Origin of the sequence: Demetria terragena DSM 11295, from assembly GCF_000376825.1 — a bacterium.
Classification (GTDB): domain Bacteria; phylum Actinomycetota; class Actinomycetes; order Actinomycetales; family Dermatophilaceae; genus Demetria; species Demetria terragena.
In genome coordinates this window covers 1,253,775-1,270,706 of record NZ_AQXW01000004.1, presented here as the reverse complement: position 1 = coordinate 1,270,706, position 16,932 = coordinate 1,253,775, and the positions used below count along the sequence as shown (strand labels likewise).

The following is a 16,932-nucleotide window of genomic DNA, read 5'->3' as shown; positions in this document are numbered from 1 at the left end:
TAGCAGAAGATAACGCTGGTCGAGTAGGTCGCGCAGCGACCGTATCGAGACCCGACACGGAAGGTCACCTGACCGATGCGACTGATCATTCTTGGCCCGCCCGGCGCGGGTAAGGGCACGCAGGCCGAGCGGCTCGCAGAAGCACGCGGGATCCCGCACGTCTCGACCGGTGACATCTTCCGGAGCAACATCAAGAACGAGACGCCGTTGGGCTTGAAGGTCAAGGACATCTTGGCCGCTGGTGGGTACGTACCCGATGAGGTCACTGACCAGATCGTGGCGGACCGGCTGACCGATCCGGACGCTCAGAACGGTTTCCTCCTGGATGGTTACCCGCGCACGATGCCGCAGGTGTTGGCCCTCGACGCGCTGCTCGAGGAACGCGAGTCACCGCTGGACGCGGTATTGCAGCTCACCGTCGATGAGGACGAAGTCGTCGGTCGCCTGCTCAAGCGGGCCGAGACGTCTGGGCGTACCGACGACACCGAAGAGGTCATCCGCGAGCGGATGGACATCTACAACCGCGAGACTGCCCCGCTGGCCGAGCACTATGGCGGGCAGGGTCGAGTCGTCGAGGTTGACGGTATGGGCGAGATCGATGAGGTCACGGGACGTATCAGCGCCGCGCTCGACGCGTTGCAGACCTCGTCGCGCTGAGCGGAGCATCTGGTCATGCTCGGATGGAGGCGCGCAGTGTTGCCGGTGAAGACCCCGGATCAGATCCGGGTGATGCGCCGGGCCGGTCTGGTGGTCCGAGCCGCGCTCGATGAGGTGAATGCCGCCCTAGAACCTGGCATCACCACCGGGCAACTCAACGACCTCGCCGCCTCGGTCATCAGTGGCCACGCCGCCGCCCCGAGTTTCCTTGGCTACTACGGTTTTCCCGGCGTGATATGTGTCAGCGTCAACGACGAGGTCGTGCATGGCATACCGGGATCCCGGGTTCTGGAGGCTGGCGACCTCGTATCGGTGGATTGCGGAGCCATCGTGGACGGGTGGCATGGCGATGCGGCGTTCACCGCGATCGTCGGCGGCGATGAGACTGGGCGTCCGCAGGACCGGGAGCTCAACGAGGTGACGGAAGCATCCATGTGGGACGGCATCCGAGCGCTGCGGGATGGCGAGCGTCTGCACGCGGTCGGCGCCGCGATTCAGGACCGGGTCGAGGCGGAGGCCTCCGCGCGCGAGCTCAGCCTGGGGATCCTCGATGGTTACACCGGCCACGGGATCGGTACCGAGATGCACCAGGAGCCGTCGGTCTATAACGAGCGAGTTCGGGAGCGCGGGCCCCTCGTGCGTACGGGTGCCACCGTCGCCATCGAACCCATGATCACGCTCGGAACGCATCAGAGCCACGAGTTGGACGACGAGTGGACTGTCGTGACGCAGGATGGCTCGCGTGGCTCCCACTGGGAGAACACGATCGCTGTCACCGAGGGTGGGCTGTGGGTGCTGACCGAAGTCGACGGGGGCGAGGCGCACCTGGGGGAGCGGTACGCCCCGCTCGACTGACCACGAACCGTCCACAATCCATCGACTCGTGAAAAGTTGCCGGTGCGCGCGACTTCACGCCAGCAATCTTTCCCAAGTCGTTGAACCTGAACGTCGGGGTCGCGATCTGCGCGTTCTCACCCGTCGGCGGGCGGATGCCCTTGGGCGAGCCAGGCTCGCACGCCAGCGAAAGCCTCCGCGCCGACGCCGGCAGCAAGGCCGGCGATCGTCACACTGGCTAAGGAACGCCGCCACGCCTGCTCGGCGGTCTGCATCGCGCGTGCGACGCCACACGGTGTGACGCAGGCTTCGGGTGGCGTCGGCAGCGGCCCGTTCTGTCGGATCTCTGTGCATCGGAACGCTGGCTCCGCACCGTCGACGGCCAGCACCACGTCAAGCAGTGTCGTTTTCTCGGCCGGATGGGCTAGGCGATAGCCGCCGACCCGACCTTCGGTCGCGGTGATGATGTCGGCGCGCGACAGGGCCTGCAAGGTCTTGGCCAAATAAGTCTTGGAAACTCCGTGTAACTCAGCCAACTGCTGTGCTGACACTGGCTCGTCGGTCTGGCTCAGGACGACGCTGCAGTGCACCGCCCACTCGACCCCGGCTGTCAACTTCATCCCCCAAACAATACCCGGATTGAACTTGTCCACGTTATCTGCCACCATAAACATAGACAAGAAATGTCCGAGTTAAGGTGGGAAGTATGCGCGTTGCAGTTGCCGGGGCCACCGGCTTGATCGGTTCACGAGTGGCCACGTTGGCGCAGGAGCTGGGTCATGAGGTGATCGGGATTTCTCGTGAAGGAGGCTTCGACCTGACGCAACCCGGGAGTCGGGAGTTGGTGGAGGCCCTGCGTGGTGTCGATGTGGTTGTCGATGTGACACAGGGCCCGGTAGGCCCAGGGGCCATCGAGTTCTTTCAGGCCGTGGCCCAAAACCTTGGTGAGGCGGCCACCGAGGTGGCCGTGCGGCGCACCGTCCTGCTGTCGATCGTGGGTGCTGACCGAAGTCCGGACTATGACTACTACGTCGCCAAGGTTGAGCAGGAGAAGGTGGCGCGCACCTACGCCCCGGGTGTTGTAGTGCTGCGGGCGACGCAGTTCCACGACTTCGCCGCGCAAATGTTGCAGTGGAATCGCGAAGGCGACGTGACTCGGATCATCGATGTGCCCACCCAACCGGTCGACGTGGCCGAGATCGTGCGCCTGCTGGTAGAACTCGCAACTGCGAACGAGGCAAAGGACACTGACCTCGCTGGACCTCAACCCGAGCAACTAGTCGACCTCGTTCGCCGATACGCCTTGCACCTGGGTGACGATGTGACTGTCGAAGCTATTGACGGGCCGCCGTCGATGGCTGGCGGCTCGATGTTGCCGCCTGACAGCGCCATCATTCGCGGTGATGACTGGCAGACCTGGCTCGAGCGTCAGGGTTAGCCGCCCGACTGGTTCGGCTGGCTCGATTTCGTGGAACCTTCAGCCCTCACGTACGATGGACGACGGCCACGTTTGCGCGTGGTCATTCCGGCTGCTTTCGTTCCGAGAGGGCGGCCGCCAACCAACGGATTGTGGAGGACATGGCCAAGAAGGACGGTGTCATCGAGATTGAGGGCACGATCGTTGAGGCGCTCCCGAACGCGATGTTCCGGGTAGAACTCACCAACGGTCACACCGTGCTCGCGCACATCTCGGGCAAGATGCGGCAGCACTACATCCGAATCCTCCCTGAGGACCGGGTCGTGGTTGAGCTCAGCCCGTATGACCTGTCCCGGGGCCGGATCGTCTTCCGTTACCGCTGAGCACGAACCCATCACCCGCACGCTGTGGCAACCGAGCCGCAGCACGACTTCAAGACAGTAGGCAGATGAAGGTCCAGCCGAGCGTCAAGAAGATCTGCGACAAGTGCAAGGTGATTCGCCGGAACGGGCGAGTCATGGTGATCTGCGAAAACCTGCGCCACAAGCAGCGCCAGGGCTGAGCAGATCCGGCATCTGTCGGAGAGCTTCACAGCACGCCAACTGAATAGCACGCAGTGCCCGACCCCTGACATTGCTCAGGACGCACCCCCGGCGCGGAGGCTGGGGACCCGCGGCCACTCCGGCCGGCCAACGGGACTGGCACTGCACCCGAGACCTCCGCAGATTCACAAGGAGAACACCGCCAACATGGCACGACTCATCGGTGTCGACCTGCCACGCGAAAAGCGTGTCGAGGTCGCCCTCACCTACATCTTCGGTGTCGGCCGTACCCGCGCCCAGCAGACGCTGGCCGCGACCGGTATCGACCCGAACACCCGCGTCCGCGACCTGGGCGAAGACCAGGTCGTCGCGCTGCGTAACCACCTCGAAGGCGAGTACCGCCTCGAAGGTGACCTGCGCCGCGAGGTGGCCGCCGACATCCGCCGCAAGGTCGAGATCGGTAGTTACCAGGGCCTGCGGCACCGCCGCGGCCTTCCGGTGCACGGACAGCGCACCAAGACCAACGCGCGTACCCGCAAGGGTCCGAAGCGGACCGTGGCTGGCAAGAAGAAGGCCACCAAGTAATCCCGCTGACGTGATCGATCGGATTGCCTCGCACATCCGATCCATGTTCCGACTGAAGCGATCACAGAACAGCCGGACGCCACAGCCTTTTTCCCCCAGCAAGCAGGAGTAAGTAGAGATGCCTCCCAAGACCCGAGCGACCAAGACGCGTCGCAAGGTCAAGAAGAACGTGTCCGCCGGACAGGCGCACATCAAGAGCACGTTCAACAACACCATCGTTTCCATCACCGACGAGACCGGTGCGGTCATCGCATGGGCCTCCGCCGGCCAGGTTGGCTTCAAGGGCTCGCGTAAGTCGACGCCGTTCGCCGCGCAGATGGCCGCCGAGGCCGCCGCGCGTCGCGCCATGGAGCACGGCATGAAGAAGGTCGACGTCTTCGTCAAGGGCCCCGGTTCCGGTCGTGAGACCGCGATCCGCTCCCTGACCGCCACCGGCCTTGAGGTCGGCGCGATCCAGGACGTCACCCCCGTGCCGCACAACGGCGTCCGTCAGCCCAAGCGCCGTCGCGTCTGATCCGCGCAGAATCTTCGAGGAGTAGAGAACTATGGCCCGTTACACCGGCCCCATCACCAAGAAGTCGCGCCGGCTCAAGACCGACCTCGTCGGCGGCGACAAGAGTTTCGAGATGCGTCCGTTCCCTCCCGGCCAGCACGGCCGTGGCCGGGTGCGGGAGAAGGAATACCTGACGCAGCTGCAGGAGAAGCAGAAGGCTCGCTTCACCTACGGCGTCATGGAGAAGCAGTTCGTCCGCTACTACAAGGAAGCGGCCCGTCGCCAGGGAAAGACCGGTGACAACCTGTTGATCCTGCTCGAGTCCCGCTTGGACAACGTCATCTACCGCGCAGGCTTGGCCCGTACCCGTCGTGCGGCCCGTCAGCTCGTGACCCACGGTCACTTCTGCGTCAACGGAACGCGCGTCGATGTCCCGTCCTACCGCGTGGAGCAGTTCGACATCATCACCGTGCGCGAGAAGTCCCGGGAAGCCTTCCCGATTCAGCTCGCCCGCGAGACCTTCGGCGAGCGTCAGGCCCCGGCCTGGATGCACGTCTCCGAGGGCTCGTTGCAGGTGCTGATTCACCAGCTCCCGACCCGTGAGCAGATCGACATCCCGCTCACCGAGCAGCTGATCGTCGAGCTCTACTCGAAGAACTGATCCAGCTCCTTCGTCGCTGGATCGGTCCCTCTCGTCGGTGTCTTCTTGCTTCGGCTGAGTGAGGGCTCGGGTCTCCCGGGCCCTCACCACGCCGGTCGAGCGGGCAACTGAACACAACTGAATAGGTGGATCGGGGACAGAGCCGATTCACTGGTACTCACTGGGCGTCATATAGCGGTCGCCCGTGGAAAGGAAACACACCGTGCTTATTGCACAGCGTCCCGCACTCTCCGAGGAAGTTCTCGCCGACAACCGCTCGCGGTTCGTCATCGAGCCGCTGGAGCCTGGCTTCGGCTACACCCTCGGAAACTCCCTCCGTCGTACGTTGCTCTCCTCGATTCCTGGTGCCTCGGTGACGAGCATCCGCATCGACGGCGTGCAGCACGAGTTCTCGACCATCCCCGGGGTCAAGGAGGACGTCACTGAGGCGATCCTCAACATCAAGGGCCTGGTCGTGTCTTCGGAGCACGACGAGCCCGTCGTCATGTACCTGCGCAAGCAGGGGCCTGGCACCGTGACCGCTGCTGACATCGCGCCTCCGGCCGGTGTCGAGGTGCACAACCCCGACCTGCACATCGCGACGCTCAACGACAAGGGCAAGCTCGAGATGGAGCTGACCGTCGAGCGCGGCCGCGGCTACGTCTCGGCGCAGCAGAACAAGTCGTTCGACAACGAGATCGGCCGGATCCCGGTCGACTCGATCTACTCACCCGTGCTCGCCGTGACCTACAAGGTCGAGGCGACCCGTGTCGAGCAGCGCACCGACTTCGACAAGCTCATCGTTGACGTTGAGACCAAGAACTCGATGGCACCCCGTGACGCGATGGCGTCCGCTGGTAAGACGCTGGTTGAGCTCTTCGGCTTGGCTCGTGAGCTCAACGTCGAGGCCGAGGGCATCGACATGGGCCCCTCGCCGACCGACGCCGCGATGGCTGCCGACTTGGCGCTGCCGATCGAGGACCTCGAACTCACGGTCCGCTCCTACAACTGCCTCAAGCGCGAGGGCATCCACACCGTGGGTGAACTCGTCGGTCGCAGCGAGGCTGACCTGCTCGACATTCGTAACTTCGGTTCGAAGTCGATCGATGAGGTCAAGGACAAGCTGCGCGAGATGAGTCTCCAGCTGAAGGACTCACCTCCCGGATTCGACGCCGGCGCGATCGCTGACCGTTATGACGATGACGAGGACGAGGACGCACCCGCCGACGAGGCTGACGCCAGCTTCGCCGAGGACGAGCAGTACTAAGAACTATTTGGGCCCCAGACGACTTGCCCCAGCGGATGAGTCGTCGACCATCAAGGAGAAACCATGCCTACCCCCACTAAGGGAGCTCGCCTCGGCGGCGGGGCCGCTCACCAGCGGCTCATCCTGGCTAACCTGGCCACGGCGCTGTTCGAGCACGACCGGATCACCACGACGGAAGCTAAGGCCAAGCGCCTGCGTCCGTACGCCGAGCGTCTGGTCACCTTCGCCAAGCGCGGCGACCTGCACTCCCGTCGTCGGGTGATGACTGTCATCCGCGACAAGAGTGTCGTGCACCGTCTCTTCACCGAGATCGGTCCCGACATGGCGGAGCGCGACGGCGGCTACACCCGCATCGTCAAGATCGCGCCGCGCAAGGGCGACAACGCTCCGATGGCCGTCATCGAGCTCGTTCGCGAGCCGGTGCAGTCCAAGCCGAAGCGCGCCGTCGTGGCCGAGGCTGAGGGCGCCACCAAGCGTGCGGCCAAGGAAGCGGCACCTGCCGAAGAGGCCGAGCCGGAAGAGACCACTGAGGCCACCGACGGTGGCTTCGGCGCCGACTCCGCGGCCCCACTCGAAGACGGCTCAGCCCCCGAGGGCTTTGACGTCAAGGGCAACAAGGACTCGATGAAGTACCACGTTCCCGGCTCGCAGTGGTACGACGCCACTGAGGCCGAGGTGTGGTTCGCGACCGCTGAGGCCGCTGCCGAGGCGGGCTTTGAGCCCGCCGGTGGCGAGAAGGCACAGCAGGGCGAAGACGACGCCTGAGCCTGACTCACTCGATACGGCCGGCCAGACCGCAACACGCGGACTGGCCGGCCGTTCGCATACCCGCGTTGACTATCCGCCGGGATCATGGCGTGGGAGGCGCTCGCGGTTTAATCTTCGACCATGGGTCCGGAACTGCAGCCGGGGGCGAATTTTGCTGGGTTCCGCATTGTGCGGCGCCTCGGCACCGGTGGCATGGGCACCGTGTATGCCGCCCGTCACCCGAGGCTGCCGCGCGATATCGCCCTGAAGTTGTTGCAGGCCGACCCGAGCGATGCGGGCGCCGCAGCTCGCTTTGACCGGGAGGCGGAGGTGATCGCCAGTCTGGATCACCCCAGCATTGTCAGTGTGCTCGATCGCGGCGTCGAGCAGGGCACCGCGTGGATCTCGATCCAACTCGTCGACGGTCAGGACGCAGCGTCCGAACTGCGCCAGCGCGGACAACTCCCCGTGGCCGAAGTGGTCGCCTACGCCCGTCAGGTCGCAGTCGCCCTGGAGACCGCTCACCGGTCCGGTGTGGTTCACCGTGACGTCAAGCCCGCCAACATTATGATCTCGCAGGAACGTCCCGGCCAGCCGCGTCGGGCGCTCCTCACCGACTTTGGAATCTCTGCCCTGACCACGCCACACGGGCACCCGCAGATCACCGGGCGGCTGGACGTGCAGCGCGCAACAGTCGCCTTCGCCGCGCCCGAGCAGTTGCGAGGCGAGTCCGTGGACGGGCGCTCCGATCAGTACTCCCTGGCCTGCACCCTGTTCGCGTTGCTGACTGGCGCCCCGCCGTACCCCGGGACCACCGGTGTCGAGGTCGGTGGAGGTCACCTCAACGCGCCCGTCCCGGATGTCCGTGCCGCTCGCGGCGAGGTGCCCGCCATAGTCGCCGCGGCGATCGCTCGGGCGATGAGCAAGTCGGCGGATGAACGATTTCCTTCCTGCCTGGAGTTCGCCGAGGCGCTGTCGGTCATTCCGTCGCGACGTGGGCGTACAGCGATCCTGGCGACAGCGGCGATTCTTGCGGTCGGGATGGCGGTTGGCGGCCTGGCCTGGGCTAACTCGCGCGGCGAGACTCAGGCGAGTCCGAGTCCGTCCACGGTCACCCAAGGAGCCAAGCCGACTGCCGTGTCGAGCGCGAGCTCTGAGATTGCCCTGTGGAAGAAGGCTCAGCCCGGAATTGCCTTGTGGCCGAAGCTATTTCCCAATGGTCCGAAGGACAAGGGCTTCCAACGAATGGTGTGTGCGCCAAGCGACGAAAAGACGGCCGCGACCGAGGTCCCCTATGAGTACGCCCTGCGATGTCGAGCGAGTGAGGATGGGTTCGGCAAACCGACCATCACCGTCGACCTGTTGTCCTATGCACCCGGGCGTTCCGATCGGGCGCTGAAAGCGCTCGACCCGCCGCAGTGGGTGCCGCGCATCACGTCGCCACACAACACCCGGATGTACCACTTCGAAGACCCGGTCGATGGTGACTGGATCCTGTTGACATTCACTGGTGACGACCGGTCCAGCTACCACCTGCAGGTCGGTAGCAAGCGCGGTGAGATGACCTATTCGGAGTTGTACGACTGGGTGGTCGCCGCACCCCTGTGAACCTTGGCCTGGGTGCGCCTACGCTGGACGGGTGCGCCTTCGGATCGACTTCGCCTATGACGGGACCGACTTCTCGGGTTGGGCGGCTCAGCCCGGCTATCGCACGGTCGAGGCCGAACTGTCCGCCGCGCTCACGACGATCCTGCGAGCGGAGCAGCCAGTACGGCTGACGGTTGCGGGGCGTACCGACGCCGGTGTGCACGCGGCGGGTGCCGTGTGCCATGCCGATGTCGACGCGCAGGCTTACGCAGCGCTGCCGGGCCGGTCTGACCACCCGCCTGAGGTGGCGGCAGTGAAACGCTTGCAGGGAGTGCTGCCTAGCGACGTCGTGGTGCGGTCGGTCGTCCCGGCCCCCGAGGGTTTCGATGCGCGGTTCTCGGCGCTCCGGCGGCGGTATCGCTATCGGCTCTGTGACGACATCACCATCCTCGATCCGGTTCGGCGCCGAGACACCGTGGTTCGCAAGCACCCACTTGACGTCGAGGCGATGGATGCTGCCGCGCGAAAACTATTGGGACTGAACGACTTTGCAGCGTTCTGTAAGAAGCGGGTAGGTGCTACGACAGTGCGCACGCTGCTCGACTACTCCTGGTCCAGATCTTCGACGGGTGTCCTGGAAGCCACCGTGGTGGCCGACGCCTTTTGCCATTCGATGGTGCGCGCACTCGTCGGTGTCGTCGTCCCGGTCGGCGAAGGCGACCGCGACGTCGACTGGCCGTATGACGTTCTGGCCGGCGGTATGCGACACCCGGCCGTCACGGTGATGCCCGCGCATGGCTTGTCGCTGATGGAGGTCGTCTACCCGCCGGACGACGAGGTCGCCGTTCGCGCACGAGAGGCGCGGGCCCGCCGCGACTGAATAGCGTTCCGGGGTCAGCGGATCCGCAGCATCGCGGGTGTTCCAGGCGCGGCCTGCGCGAGCCGGTCGGTTGCGGCATCGTCAACCACGGCCACAACCGGGTAGCCGCCGGTGGTGGGGTGGTCGGCCAAGAACACGATCGGTGTGCCGTTCGGTGGCACCTGAATGCAGCCACGGACCAGTCCCTCGCTGGGGAGTTGTTCGTGGCGGGCGAGTTCAGCTGCTATGCCGTCTAGCCGAACACCGACCCGGTCGGTGTGAGACGAGACGGTCCATCGGGACGCCTGCAGAGCCGCCCGACCCGAGTCGCTCAACCAGTCGGCTCTTGGCCCCCACGTCGCGGGCAATTCGAGGCCGAGTGGTGGGGTAGTTATCGGCGGGATCGAGACGCCGAGATGGGGTTCTCGATCGGGGAGGCCGACCGCCAAGGCCGTGCCAGGCTGCAAGGCAGCAGGCCCGATGCTCGAGGTTGGATCGCTACTCATGCTGCCTAAGACCCTTGGCGTTGAACCTGATTCGGCGATTCCACCGGCAACGGTGAGATAGATGCGCAGGCCGGACGTTACGCGCCCAAGGTGCAATTCGTCGCCGGGCGAGAGCAGGATTGCCTCACCAAAAGGTGCTGGCCGCCCTCCGACGGTGACGGGTGCAGGTGCTCCCGTCACCGCGATGACGAGCGGTGTCGTCGCCTGCACACCAAAACCGCCGAGCAGGATTTCGATCCCGGCCGCACCAGAATCGTTGCCGACCACGCGATTTCCCCGGCCGAGGGAGGTCCGGTCGGCGGCACCGGACGGCGGAACACCAAGGTGGCGATGACCCTGTCGGCCGGAATCTTCCACCAGTGCGAGGGTGTCGACGCGGGTGACGACGAGCGCGGTCATGCCGCCTCCACGAACTGCACGCGGGTGCCGGCGACCAGGAGGCCCGGAGGGTCGCGATCGACATCGAACATCGCGAGATCCGTGCTCCCGATCAACTGCCAACCACCTGGCGATGACGTCGGATACACCGCCGACAGGCCGGCGGCAAGCGCGACCGATCCGACCGGAATGCGGGTGCGCGGAGACTCCCGACGGGGCACATCGAGATTGTGGTCTTCGCCCGTGAGATAGCCGAATCCGGGCAGAAAACCGACGAACTCGCACGTCCAGATCTGTGCAGTATGGCGTCGAACAACCTCGTCGGGCGCGATCTGGAGGTGGTCGGCAACCTCCTGGAGGTCCGGGCCGTCGTAGGCCACGGGGATGCGTACCAGGTCGTGACCGACCTCGTGGGTGTCCGGCGCGGGTGGGAGGCGCCTGAGGGCGTCGGTGACCCTGCCCTGGTCGGTCGATGGTTCCAGGACGAGTAGGACTGTGCGCGCGGCGGGAACAGTCTCTGCCACGCCCGCCACCGGAGTATTGGCAAGACGGCGCACCAGGTCGAGTCGTTGGTTTGTTGTGTCGACTTCGACCAGGAGCGCGCCTGCGCCACAAGGGAGTACGCGCATCAGGCGAACGCGCTAAGTGAGACGCCCGCGCCTTGCAGTGCGGTGCGTACGGCATGAGCGGCCTCGACGGCGGTGGGTGAGTCACCGTGCAAGCACACGGAGTCCGCGTCGAGAGCGACCTGGCGTCCATCAATGGACTCGACCACCCCTTCGATCACCATGCGCGTGGCCCGCTGCGCGATCTCGGCCGGGTCATGAACCAAGGCGCCTCGAGTTCCTCTCGGCACCAAGGTGCCCTCGTCGGTATAGCCTCGGTCGGCGAACACCTCTCGCACACAAGGGGTTCCGGCTTCTTCTGCCAGTTCAAGAAGTGCCGATCCGGGAAGACCCAGAATGGGAAGGGTCGGGTCGACGTCGGTCACCGCGTCAATCACTGCCTCGGCCTGGACTCGGTGGTGGACGACGGCGTTGTAGAGCGCTCCGTGTGGCTTGACGTATTTCACCGACGTCCCTTGGGATCGCGCAATCGCATTGAGCGCGCCGATTTGGTAGACGACGTCGGCATAGAGGTCATCTGGGCTCATCTCGATGAACCTTCGGCCAAAACCCGCTAGGTCTCGGTAACCGACCTGTGCCCCCACAGTGACGCCGTGCTCAGCGGCTAACGCACAGGTGCGCACGAGCGTTGCGGGGTCGCCTGCGTGAAAGCCGCACGCGACATTGGCGGAGGTGACGATACGGAGGAGTGCTTCATCATCTCCCAGCGTCCACCGTCCGAAAGACTCTCCGAGGTCGGCATTGAGGTCAACAGTCACCATGAGTCCAGAGTGCCACGGCAGAGGTCTAGCGGGGCATGTCTCGGAACCAGATCTCGCGATCCAATGGGTCTGGGCCCTTCCTGGGACGGCTGGGCTCGGGACGCGGCGCGGGAGCAAAATGATCGAGGCGGCTGATCCAGACACCCTCACCTGCGGTGAGGTCGGGCAGCCGGGCCGTCAGCGCGGAGATTTCGCCGCTGGGGAGGTGCCCAGATAACCCGAGGTGGTCGCCGGTGATGTGCGAGGTCAGAACGGACCCGCCATGCCGGCCGATGAGTGAGGTGACGGAACCTAGGGCGCCTTCCGGCACCTCCAACTCATAGGCCTCGATGGGGCGGCAGACCCGGGTGCCAGCCTGAGCCAGCGCCGCGGCAAGGACCACAGGTGCCAGCAGTCGAAAGTCGGCAGCGACGGTCGACATCGACTTGTCGAACTTCTGGTGGGGACGACTCTGCCGGGGCCAGTAGCCGGACTCGGTCATGGTGACGACGCAGTCAGTGACCTTCCAGCCGGACGGACCCTGACGTAGGCCGGCGCGAACACCCGCCTCCGCCGCTTCGATGAAGGCGCGCGGCAGATTGCCACGCTCGATGCCCGGCGAGAACTCGACGCCATGACCCGCAGTGGCCGGTTCGACGCGCAGCCCCAGCGTGGCGAGGTAGGGATTGCCGTGTTGCTTGATGCGGTCAACTCCGGTGCCTATACCGACGACTCGCTCGATGCAGACCGTTGAGGTGGGAAGGAAGCGAGCCGCGACGCCATACCGCTCGAGCAGGAGCGCGGCAATGACCTCCTTCTGCACCTCGCCGTGAAGGCTCACGGCCGCTTCGCCATCGGTGGTGTCCAGTCGCAAGTCAATGAGCGGGTCCTCATCGGCCAGTTCCGAAAGCCCCGTATAGAGCGCGGTGCGGTGCGTCGGGTCCACTGGTTCGACCAGCGCCTGAAGGGTGGCCGGCGGAAAGGTGACGGTACGCCGCGCTGGCGGCCGCCCGATCGTGTCTCCGATACGGGCGTTGGCTAGACCCCGAAGGACCGCAATGTCACCGGACCCAGCTGTCCTGGAACGGTCAAGCCCACCAGGACGACTCACGCGTATCTCGGTCACGAGCTGCCCTTGGCTACTCCCGATCGTGACCCGGTCCCGTTCTCGAATCTGCCCTGACCACAAGCGAATCCACGAACGTCGTCCACGTTCGTCGCGATCGACGGCAAAGACTGTCGCGGCAAGGTCTGGTGCTGTCGTCGGGGCTTGGGGGAGTAGATCCACTAGGGCCGCCCGTAGTTCGGGAAGGCCGGCGCCTGTTCGAGCCGAGCCCGCAAGAAGCGGGGTCACAACGGCGTCGGCGACCTGGCGACGGAGTGCGTCCTTCACGTCATGGTCAGCGATCGGCCGATCCGAGAGAAAGCGCCTCAGTAGGTCATCGTCGGCCTCGGCGACAGCCTCGAGGATCTCGTCTGCGAGGAGCGACGTTCGATGGACGCTCGCTCGGGTCGTTCCCAGATCGTTGGCTTGCACGAGCGGCACGATGCGCTCGCTGAGACGGCGCTTAGCCCGCTCCTGGACACGCTCGAGGTCTGCTCCATGCCGGTCGATCTTGTTGACGAACAGCAGGGTTGGAACCTTCAACCGTTGTAGAGCGCGCCAGATCACCACGGTCTGAGGCTGGATCCCCTCGACCGCCGAGATCACCAGAACTGCGGCATCGAGGACGACCAGCGATCTCTCCACCTCGGCAATGAAGTCGGGGTGACCAGGCGTGTCAATCACCGTGACTTTTAGGTCGTCGAGGGCGCAGGAGGTCACGGCGGCACGGATAGTGATGCCCCGCCGCCGCTCGAGGTCGAGCGAGTCGGTGTGAGTGGTGCCGTCATCGACACGGCCGAGGGCCTCGATGGCACCGGCTTCGAAAAGGAGTCGTTCGGTCAGGCTCGTCTTGCCAGCATCAACATGCGCGACGATCCCGAGGTTGAGGAAGGACATAGCTCAGCTCCACGCTTGGTCCGAAAAGGAATCGGGGCGTGATAGCTGCTCGCATGATCGGTGTCCTTCGACGTCGCGTACGGGTTGATCGCGCCACCGTGTCACGGTTCGGGTCCTGTCCGCGACCGAATTTGCACGGGCGACTCGACCGAGCGCGCGACATCCCACGGACCGCAGGATCACGGCCGTAGCATCGTGGAGGATTTTTTCTGACAGGGACGAGGGAATGCGCATGGGGCAGTTGGCCGCTCAAACATCCGACACCTTGATCGCAGCCAGTGGTGTCGACTATCTAATCCTGGCTGTCTATTTCGTCTTCGTGCTGGGGATCGGGTGGCTCGCGAGCCGCCAAGTGTCCGACTCTGTCGACTTCTTCCTTTCTGGCCGATCGCTGCCCGCCTGGGTGACCGGACTGGCCTTCGTGTCCGCCAACCTTGGCGCCGTCGAGATCATGGGTATGTCCGCCTCGGGTGCGGAGTTCGGACTTCCCGCGGTGCACTACTTCTGGGTGGGCGCCATCCCCGCCATGCTGTTCCTCGGCGTGGTCATGATGCCGTTCTATTACGGCTCAAAGGTCCGGTCAGTTCCTGAGTTCATGAAGCGCCGATTCGGGACGGGTGCGCACCTGGTCAATAGCCTGTCGTTCGCGCTCGCCCAATTGTTGATCGCCGGTGTCAACCTCTACTTGCTGGGCACGATCGTCCATGCGCTGCTCGGCTGGCCGCTGGCAGTGGCGCTCGTCGTCGCCGCGATCGTGGTGTTGTCGTACATCACGCTGGGGGGCTTGAAAGCGGCGATCTACAACGAGGTGTTGCAGTTCTTCGTGATTGTGGCCTCGCTCCTGCCCTTGGTGCTGATTGGACTGCACCGCATCGGGGGTTGGAGCGGTCTCATCGACAAGGTCAAGCCCGCCGTCAAGGATGGCGACGTCACGGCCCAGGTGAGCGATCAGACGCAATCTTGGCCGGGAAATGCGTTGTCTGGCTTCGATTCCGACCTGCTTTCAGTCATCGGCATTGTGTTCGGGCTTGGCTTCGTCCTGTCCTTCGGCTACTGGACAACGAACTTCGTCGAGGTCCAGCGGGCGATGGCGTCTGACTCGATCTCGGCAGCGCGCAAGACGCCGATCATCGGCGCGTTTCCCAAGATGCTGGTCCCGTTCATCACGATCGTGCCGGGCATGATCGCGGCCGTTCTCGTGTCGGAGATGGCAGATCTTAAGGCCGGCGGGAGTCCGCCGGGTGGCGCGTCGGGGGACGGCGTGAAATACAACGATGCGCTGCTTTATTTGATGCGTGACCTGCTGCCCAACGGTCTGCTTGGCTTGGCGATCACCGGTCTGCTCGCCGCGTTTATGGCGGGTATGGCGGCCAACATCTCCGCCTTCAACACGGTATTTAGCTACGACCTGATGGCGGACTACGTCATCAAGAACAAGCCCGACGACTTCTATGTGAAGTTGGGTCGCTGGGCAACCGTCGGCGCCACCGTGGTCGCGATCTTCACCGCGTCGATTGCGGGCAGTTTCAGCAACATCATGGACTACCTGCAGACGTTGTTCGGCTTCTTCAATGCACCACTGTTCGCCACCTTCATTCTGGGAATGTTCTGGAAGCGCATGACGCCGACTGCAGGCTGGGTGGGCCTGGTCATGGGCACCGTGTCTGCAGTGTTCGTCTTTGTTCTCAACGAAATTGGCGTGATCTCTCTACCTGGCCAGGGTGCGGCCTTCTTGGCCGCGTCAACGGCCTTCGTGGTCGACATTGTCCTCAGCATCGCGGTATCGCTGGTGACGACACCGAAGCCAGCGACCGAGCTCGTCGGATTGGTGTATTCGGAGACTCCACGCGAGATGCGTTCTGATCCCGACGAACCCAACTTCCCGTGGTTCCGCCGCACGATTCCCTTGGCCGTGATTGCGCTCGTCATGGTCCTCGTCCTCAACCTGCTGTTCTAGGAGATCGCGATGAGCAATCGAGCCAAGCACGCTGCCGGAACGTTGGATATTCGCAATGTCATCGGCGCACTTCTGCTGATTTACGGCGTCATCCTGCTCGCGATGGGCCTCTTCGGTGACGGGGCGCCAGAGAAGACCGGAGGTGTCAACGCCAACCTTTGGGCGGGCATTGCACTCCTGGTCGTGGGCGGAGGATTCGCGGCATGGGCGAAGGCTCGCCCGGTCGTGGTCCCAGTGAAGAGCGACGAGTAGCGCTCAGGCGCGTTGACTCGCGAACACGTCGGCTAGGTCGAGGATCGCGGGCGTTTTCTCGGGTGGACCGTCATCGCTTGATCCACACACCGCGACGCGCGTCACGCCCGCATCGCTGAGGGCGCGTACGTCCCGCGTGAGCCCCTCGCCATCGACCGGTAGGGGGACGGCCCAGAACGCGACGACCTCCAGGGGCGCCGTCACGCCTTCGTGGTGGCGGGCCTGCTGCGCAATGGCAATCGACTCGCGTACCTGATCGAGACTGAGCCCACCTGTCAGAATCACGCCGTCGCCATGAACTCCGGCCAGCGCCAGCGTTTTGGGGCCCTCGCCACCGATCAGCAGCGGGGTCGGCGGCGGGGGATAGCGCAGTTGAACCCGGTCGAGGGTGACATAGCGACCCTGGACGGAGACCTCGTCTCCCTCAAGAAGCCTGCGCAGCGCGGTGCTCTGCTCGCGCAGCAGGGTGAGCGGAGAGGACACCTTGGCCCCGGCCTGCGCCATCCACGACTGGACACCATGACCGACTCCGGGCAGCAGTCGGTCGGGGAACATCCGCGCCAGCGTGGCGATCTCCATTGCCGTGAGCGCCACGTTGCGCAGCGGTGCCGGAAACAGCCCGACGCCCACGCGAAGGTGATCGGTGGCACCCAGTATTGCTCCGGCCGCCGTCATGCCACCTGGAGCGAAGCAGTCCTCCCACAACCACACCTCGTCCACGCCAGCGTCTTCCGCAGCCCGGGCAAGCGACACCAGCTGCTCTGGAGGCTGGTCGGGCGGCAGGATCAGTCCGAGTTGTGGCATGGAGTCAGGCTAGTCGCGAAACCCGGATGACGCGGGTCG

General features: G+C 64.8%; 20 protein-coding genes. 14 read left to right on the top strand and 6 right to left on the bottom strand.

All coding sequences use genetic code 11. The features are described 5' to 3' along the window. Nucleotides 1-75: 75 nt before the first annotated feature. Both F562_RS0110310 and map read left to right on the top strand, forming a co-directional pair. The gene (locus F562_RS0110310; protein WP_018156881.1) at nt 76-657 is read left to right on the top strand and encodes an adenylate kinase; all 582 of its coding nucleotides are present in this window, start codon (nt 76-78) and stop codon (nt 655-657) included. Nucleotides 658-672: 15 nt separating this feature from the next. Beyond that, a complete protein-coding gene (gene map, locus F562_RS0110305) occupies nt 673-1,512 on the top strand; it encodes a type I methionyl aminopeptidase (RefSeq protein WP_026181181.1) in 840 nt (279 codons plus the stop codon). A 116-nt stretch (nt 1,513-1,628) separates the two neighbouring features. On the opposite strand, the gene F562_RS0110300 is transcribed toward map, so the two are convergent. Further along, the gene (locus F562_RS0110300) at nt 1,629-2,111 is read right to left on the bottom strand and encodes an RrF2 family transcriptional regulator (protein WP_018156879.1); all 483 of its coding nucleotides are present in this window, start codon (nt 2,109-2,111) and stop codon (nt 1,629-1,631) included. 86 nt (nt 2,112-2,197) lie between these two features. Between F562_RS0110300 and F562_RS0110295 the strand changes: the two genes are divergently transcribed. From F562_RS0110295 to truA, 10 genes are all read left to right on the top strand, one after another. Continuing rightward, entirely contained in the window at nt 2,198-2,929 is a 732-nt protein-coding gene (locus tag F562_RS0110295) for an SDR family oxidoreductase (RefSeq protein WP_018156878.1), read from the top strand. Between the two features lie 140 nt (nt 2,930-3,069). Continuing rightward, on the top strand, nt 3,070-3,291 hold the full coding sequence (infA, locus tag F562_RS0110290; protein WP_018156877.1) for a translation initiation factor IF-1: 222 nt from the start codon (nt 3,070-3,072) through the stop codon (nt 3,289-3,291). A 65-nt stretch (nt 3,292-3,356) separates the two neighbouring features. Further along, nucleotides 3,357-3,470, top strand: a complete 114-nt coding sequence (gene rpmJ / locus F562_RS0110285) for a 50S ribosomal protein L36 (RefSeq protein ID WP_006592630.1) — start codon at nt 3,357-3,359, stop codon at nt 3,468-3,470. Between the two features lie 187 nt (nt 3,471-3,657). Then, nucleotides 3,658-4,035 (top strand): 30S ribosomal protein S13, encoded by a 378-nt coding sequence (gene rpsM, locus F562_RS0110280; RefSeq protein ID WP_018156876.1) that lies wholly within the window; start codon nt 3,658-3,660, stop codon nt 4,033-4,035. 118 nt (nt 4,036-4,153) lie between these two features. Beyond that, complete coding sequence (gene rpsK / locus F562_RS0110275) at nt 4,154-4,549, top strand: 30S ribosomal protein S11 (protein WP_018156875.1); 396 nt, start codon at nt 4,154-4,156, stop codon at nt 4,547-4,549. A gap of 31 nt (nt 4,550-4,580) precedes the next feature. Beyond that, the gene (gene rpsD, locus F562_RS0110270; protein WP_018156874.1) at nt 4,581-5,189 is read left to right on the top strand and encodes a 30S ribosomal protein S4; all 609 of its coding nucleotides are present in this window, start codon (nt 4,581-4,583) and stop codon (nt 5,187-5,189) included. Nucleotides 5,190-5,391: 202 nt separating this feature from the next. After that, nucleotides 5,392-6,435, top strand: a complete 1,044-nt coding sequence (locus tag F562_RS0110265) for a DNA-directed RNA polymerase subunit alpha (RefSeq protein WP_018156873.1) — start codon at nt 5,392-5,394, stop codon at nt 6,433-6,435. A gap of 63 nt (nt 6,436-6,498) precedes the next feature. Then, nucleotides 6,499-7,200 carry a 50S ribosomal protein L17, sunset domain variant gene (gene rplQ / locus F562_RS0110260; protein WP_018156872.1) on the top strand — a complete coding sequence of 234 codons (702 nt, stop codon included), beginning with the start codon at nt 6,499-6,501 and terminating at the stop codon, nt 7,198-7,200. A gap of 123 nt (nt 7,201-7,323) precedes the next feature. Further along, nucleotides 7,324-8,790, top strand: coding sequence for a serine/threonine-protein kinase (locus F562_RS20190; RefSeq protein ID WP_018156871.1), 1,467 nt, complete (start codon nt 7,324-7,326; stop codon nt 8,788-8,790). 31 nt (nt 8,791-8,821) lie between these two features. Further along, nucleotides 8,822-9,649 carry a tRNA pseudouridine(38-40) synthase TruA gene (gene truA, locus F562_RS0110250; protein ID WP_018156870.1) on the top strand — a complete coding sequence of 276 codons (828 nt, stop codon included), beginning with the start codon at nt 8,822-8,824 and terminating at the stop codon, nt 9,647-9,649. Between the two features lie 14 nt (nt 9,650-9,663). Here the strand turns inward: truA and F562_RS0110245 are convergent, their stop codons facing one another. The 4 genes from F562_RS0110245 to F562_RS0110230 are packed head-to-tail and all read right to left on the bottom strand — an operon-like array spanning nt 9,664 to nt 13,880. Then, on the bottom strand, nt 9,664-10,533 hold the full coding sequence (locus tag F562_RS0110245; RefSeq protein ID WP_018156869.1) for a 5-oxoprolinase subunit C family protein: 870 nt from the start codon (nt 10,531-10,533) through the stop codon (nt 9,664-9,666). After that, nucleotides 10,530-11,141 carry a 5-oxoprolinase subunit B family protein gene (locus tag F562_RS0110240; RefSeq protein WP_018156868.1) on the bottom strand — a complete coding sequence of 204 codons (612 nt, stop codon included), beginning with the start codon at nt 11,139-11,141 and terminating at the stop codon, nt 10,530-10,532. The genes F562_RS0110245 and F562_RS0110240 overlap by 4 nt, the downstream gene beginning before the upstream one ends. Continuing rightward, nucleotides 11,141-11,899, bottom strand: coding sequence for a LamB/YcsF family protein (locus F562_RS0110235; RefSeq protein WP_018156867.1), 759 nt, complete (start codon nt 11,897-11,899; stop codon nt 11,141-11,143). The genes F562_RS0110240 and F562_RS0110235 overlap by 1 nt, the downstream gene beginning before the upstream one ends. A 25-nt stretch (nt 11,900-11,924) precedes the next feature. Beyond that, nucleotides 11,925-13,880, bottom strand: coding sequence for an elongation factor G (locus F562_RS0110230; RefSeq protein WP_018156866.1), 1,956 nt, complete (start codon nt 13,878-13,880; stop codon nt 11,925-11,927). 226 nt (nt 13,881-14,106) lie between these two features. Between F562_RS0110230 and F562_RS0110225 the strand changes: the two genes are divergently transcribed. Together F562_RS0110225 and F562_RS0110220 are read left to right on the top strand one after the other, a co-directional pair. Continuing rightward, entirely contained in the window at nt 14,107-15,837 is a 1,731-nt protein-coding gene (locus F562_RS0110225) for a sodium:solute symporter family protein (RefSeq protein WP_018156865.1), read from the top strand. Nucleotides 15,838-15,846: 9 nt separating this feature from the next. Beyond that, nucleotides 15,847-16,089, top strand: coding sequence for a hypothetical protein (locus tag F562_RS0110220; RefSeq protein WP_018156864.1), 243 nt, complete (start codon nt 15,847-15,849; stop codon nt 16,087-16,089). Between the two features lie 3 nt (nt 16,090-16,092). Here F562_RS0110220 and F562_RS18760 read toward each other — a convergent pair whose 3' ends face one another. Beyond that, a complete protein-coding gene (locus F562_RS18760) occupies nt 16,093-16,893 on the bottom strand; it encodes an LLM class flavin-dependent oxidoreductase (protein WP_018156863.1) in 801 nt (266 codons plus the stop codon). Between the last annotated feature and the right edge of the window lie 39 nt (nt 16,894-16,932).

Bases quoted from the DNA above. Each gene is read 5' to 3' on its own strand.
- F562_RS0110310 (WP_018156881.1), top strand. From the start codon at position 76: ATGCGACTGATCATTCTTGGCCCGCCCGGCGCGGGTAAGGGCACGCAG.
- map (WP_026181181.1), top strand. From the start codon at position 673: ATGCTCGGATGGAGGCGCGCAGTGTTGCCGGTGAAGACCCCGGATCAG.
- F562_RS0110300 (WP_018156879.1), bottom strand. From the start codon at position 2,111: ATGAAGTTGACAGCCGGGGTCGAGTGGGCGGTGCACTGCAGCGTCGTC.
- F562_RS0110295 (WP_018156878.1), top strand. From the start codon at position 2,198: ATGCGCGTTGCAGTTGCCGGGGCCACCGGCTTGATCGGTTCACGAGTG.
- infA (WP_018156877.1), top strand. From the start codon at position 3,070: ATGGCCAAGAAGGACGGTGTCATCGAGATTGAGGGCACGATCGTTGAG.
- rpmJ (WP_006592630.1), top strand. From the start codon at position 3,357: ATGAAGGTCCAGCCGAGCGTCAAGAAGATCTGCGACAAGTGCAAGGTG.
- rpsM (WP_018156876.1), top strand. From the start codon at position 3,658: ATGGCACGACTCATCGGTGTCGACCTGCCACGCGAAAAGCGTGTCGAG.
- rpsK (WP_018156875.1), top strand. From the start codon at position 4,154: ATGCCTCCCAAGACCCGAGCGACCAAGACGCGTCGCAAGGTCAAGAAG.
- rpsD (WP_018156874.1), top strand. From the start codon at position 4,581: ATGGCCCGTTACACCGGCCCCATCACCAAGAAGTCGCGCCGGCTCAAG.
- rplQ (WP_018156872.1), top strand. From the start codon at position 6,499: ATGCCTACCCCCACTAAGGGAGCTCGCCTCGGCGGCGGGGCCGCTCAC.
- F562_RS20190 (WP_018156871.1), top strand. From the start codon at position 7,324: ATGGGTCCGGAACTGCAGCCGGGGGCGAATTTTGCTGGGTTCCGCATT.
- F562_RS0110245 (WP_018156869.1), bottom strand. From the start codon at position 10,533: ATGACCGCGCTCGTCGTCACCCGCGTCGACACCCTCGCACTGGTGGAA.
- F562_RS0110240 (WP_018156868.1), bottom strand. From the start codon at position 11,141: ATGCGCGTACTCCCTTGTGGCGCAGGCGCGCTCCTGGTCGAAGTCGAC.
- F562_RS0110235 (WP_018156867.1), bottom strand. From the start codon at position 11,899: ATGGTGACTGTTGACCTCAATGCCGACCTCGGAGAGTCTTTCGGACGG.
- F562_RS0110230 (WP_018156866.1), bottom strand. From the start codon at position 13,880: ATGTCCTTCCTCAACCTCGGGATCGTCGCGCATGTTGATGCTGGCAAG.
- F562_RS0110225 (WP_018156865.1), top strand. From the start codon at position 14,107: ATGCGCATGGGGCAGTTGGCCGCTCAAACATCCGACACCTTGATCGCA.
- F562_RS0110220 (WP_018156864.1), top strand. From the start codon at position 15,847: ATGAGCAATCGAGCCAAGCACGCTGCCGGAACGTTGGATATTCGCAAT.
- F562_RS18760 (WP_018156863.1), bottom strand. From the start codon at position 16,893: ATGCCACAACTCGGACTGATCCTGCCGCCCGACCAGCCTCCAGAGCAG.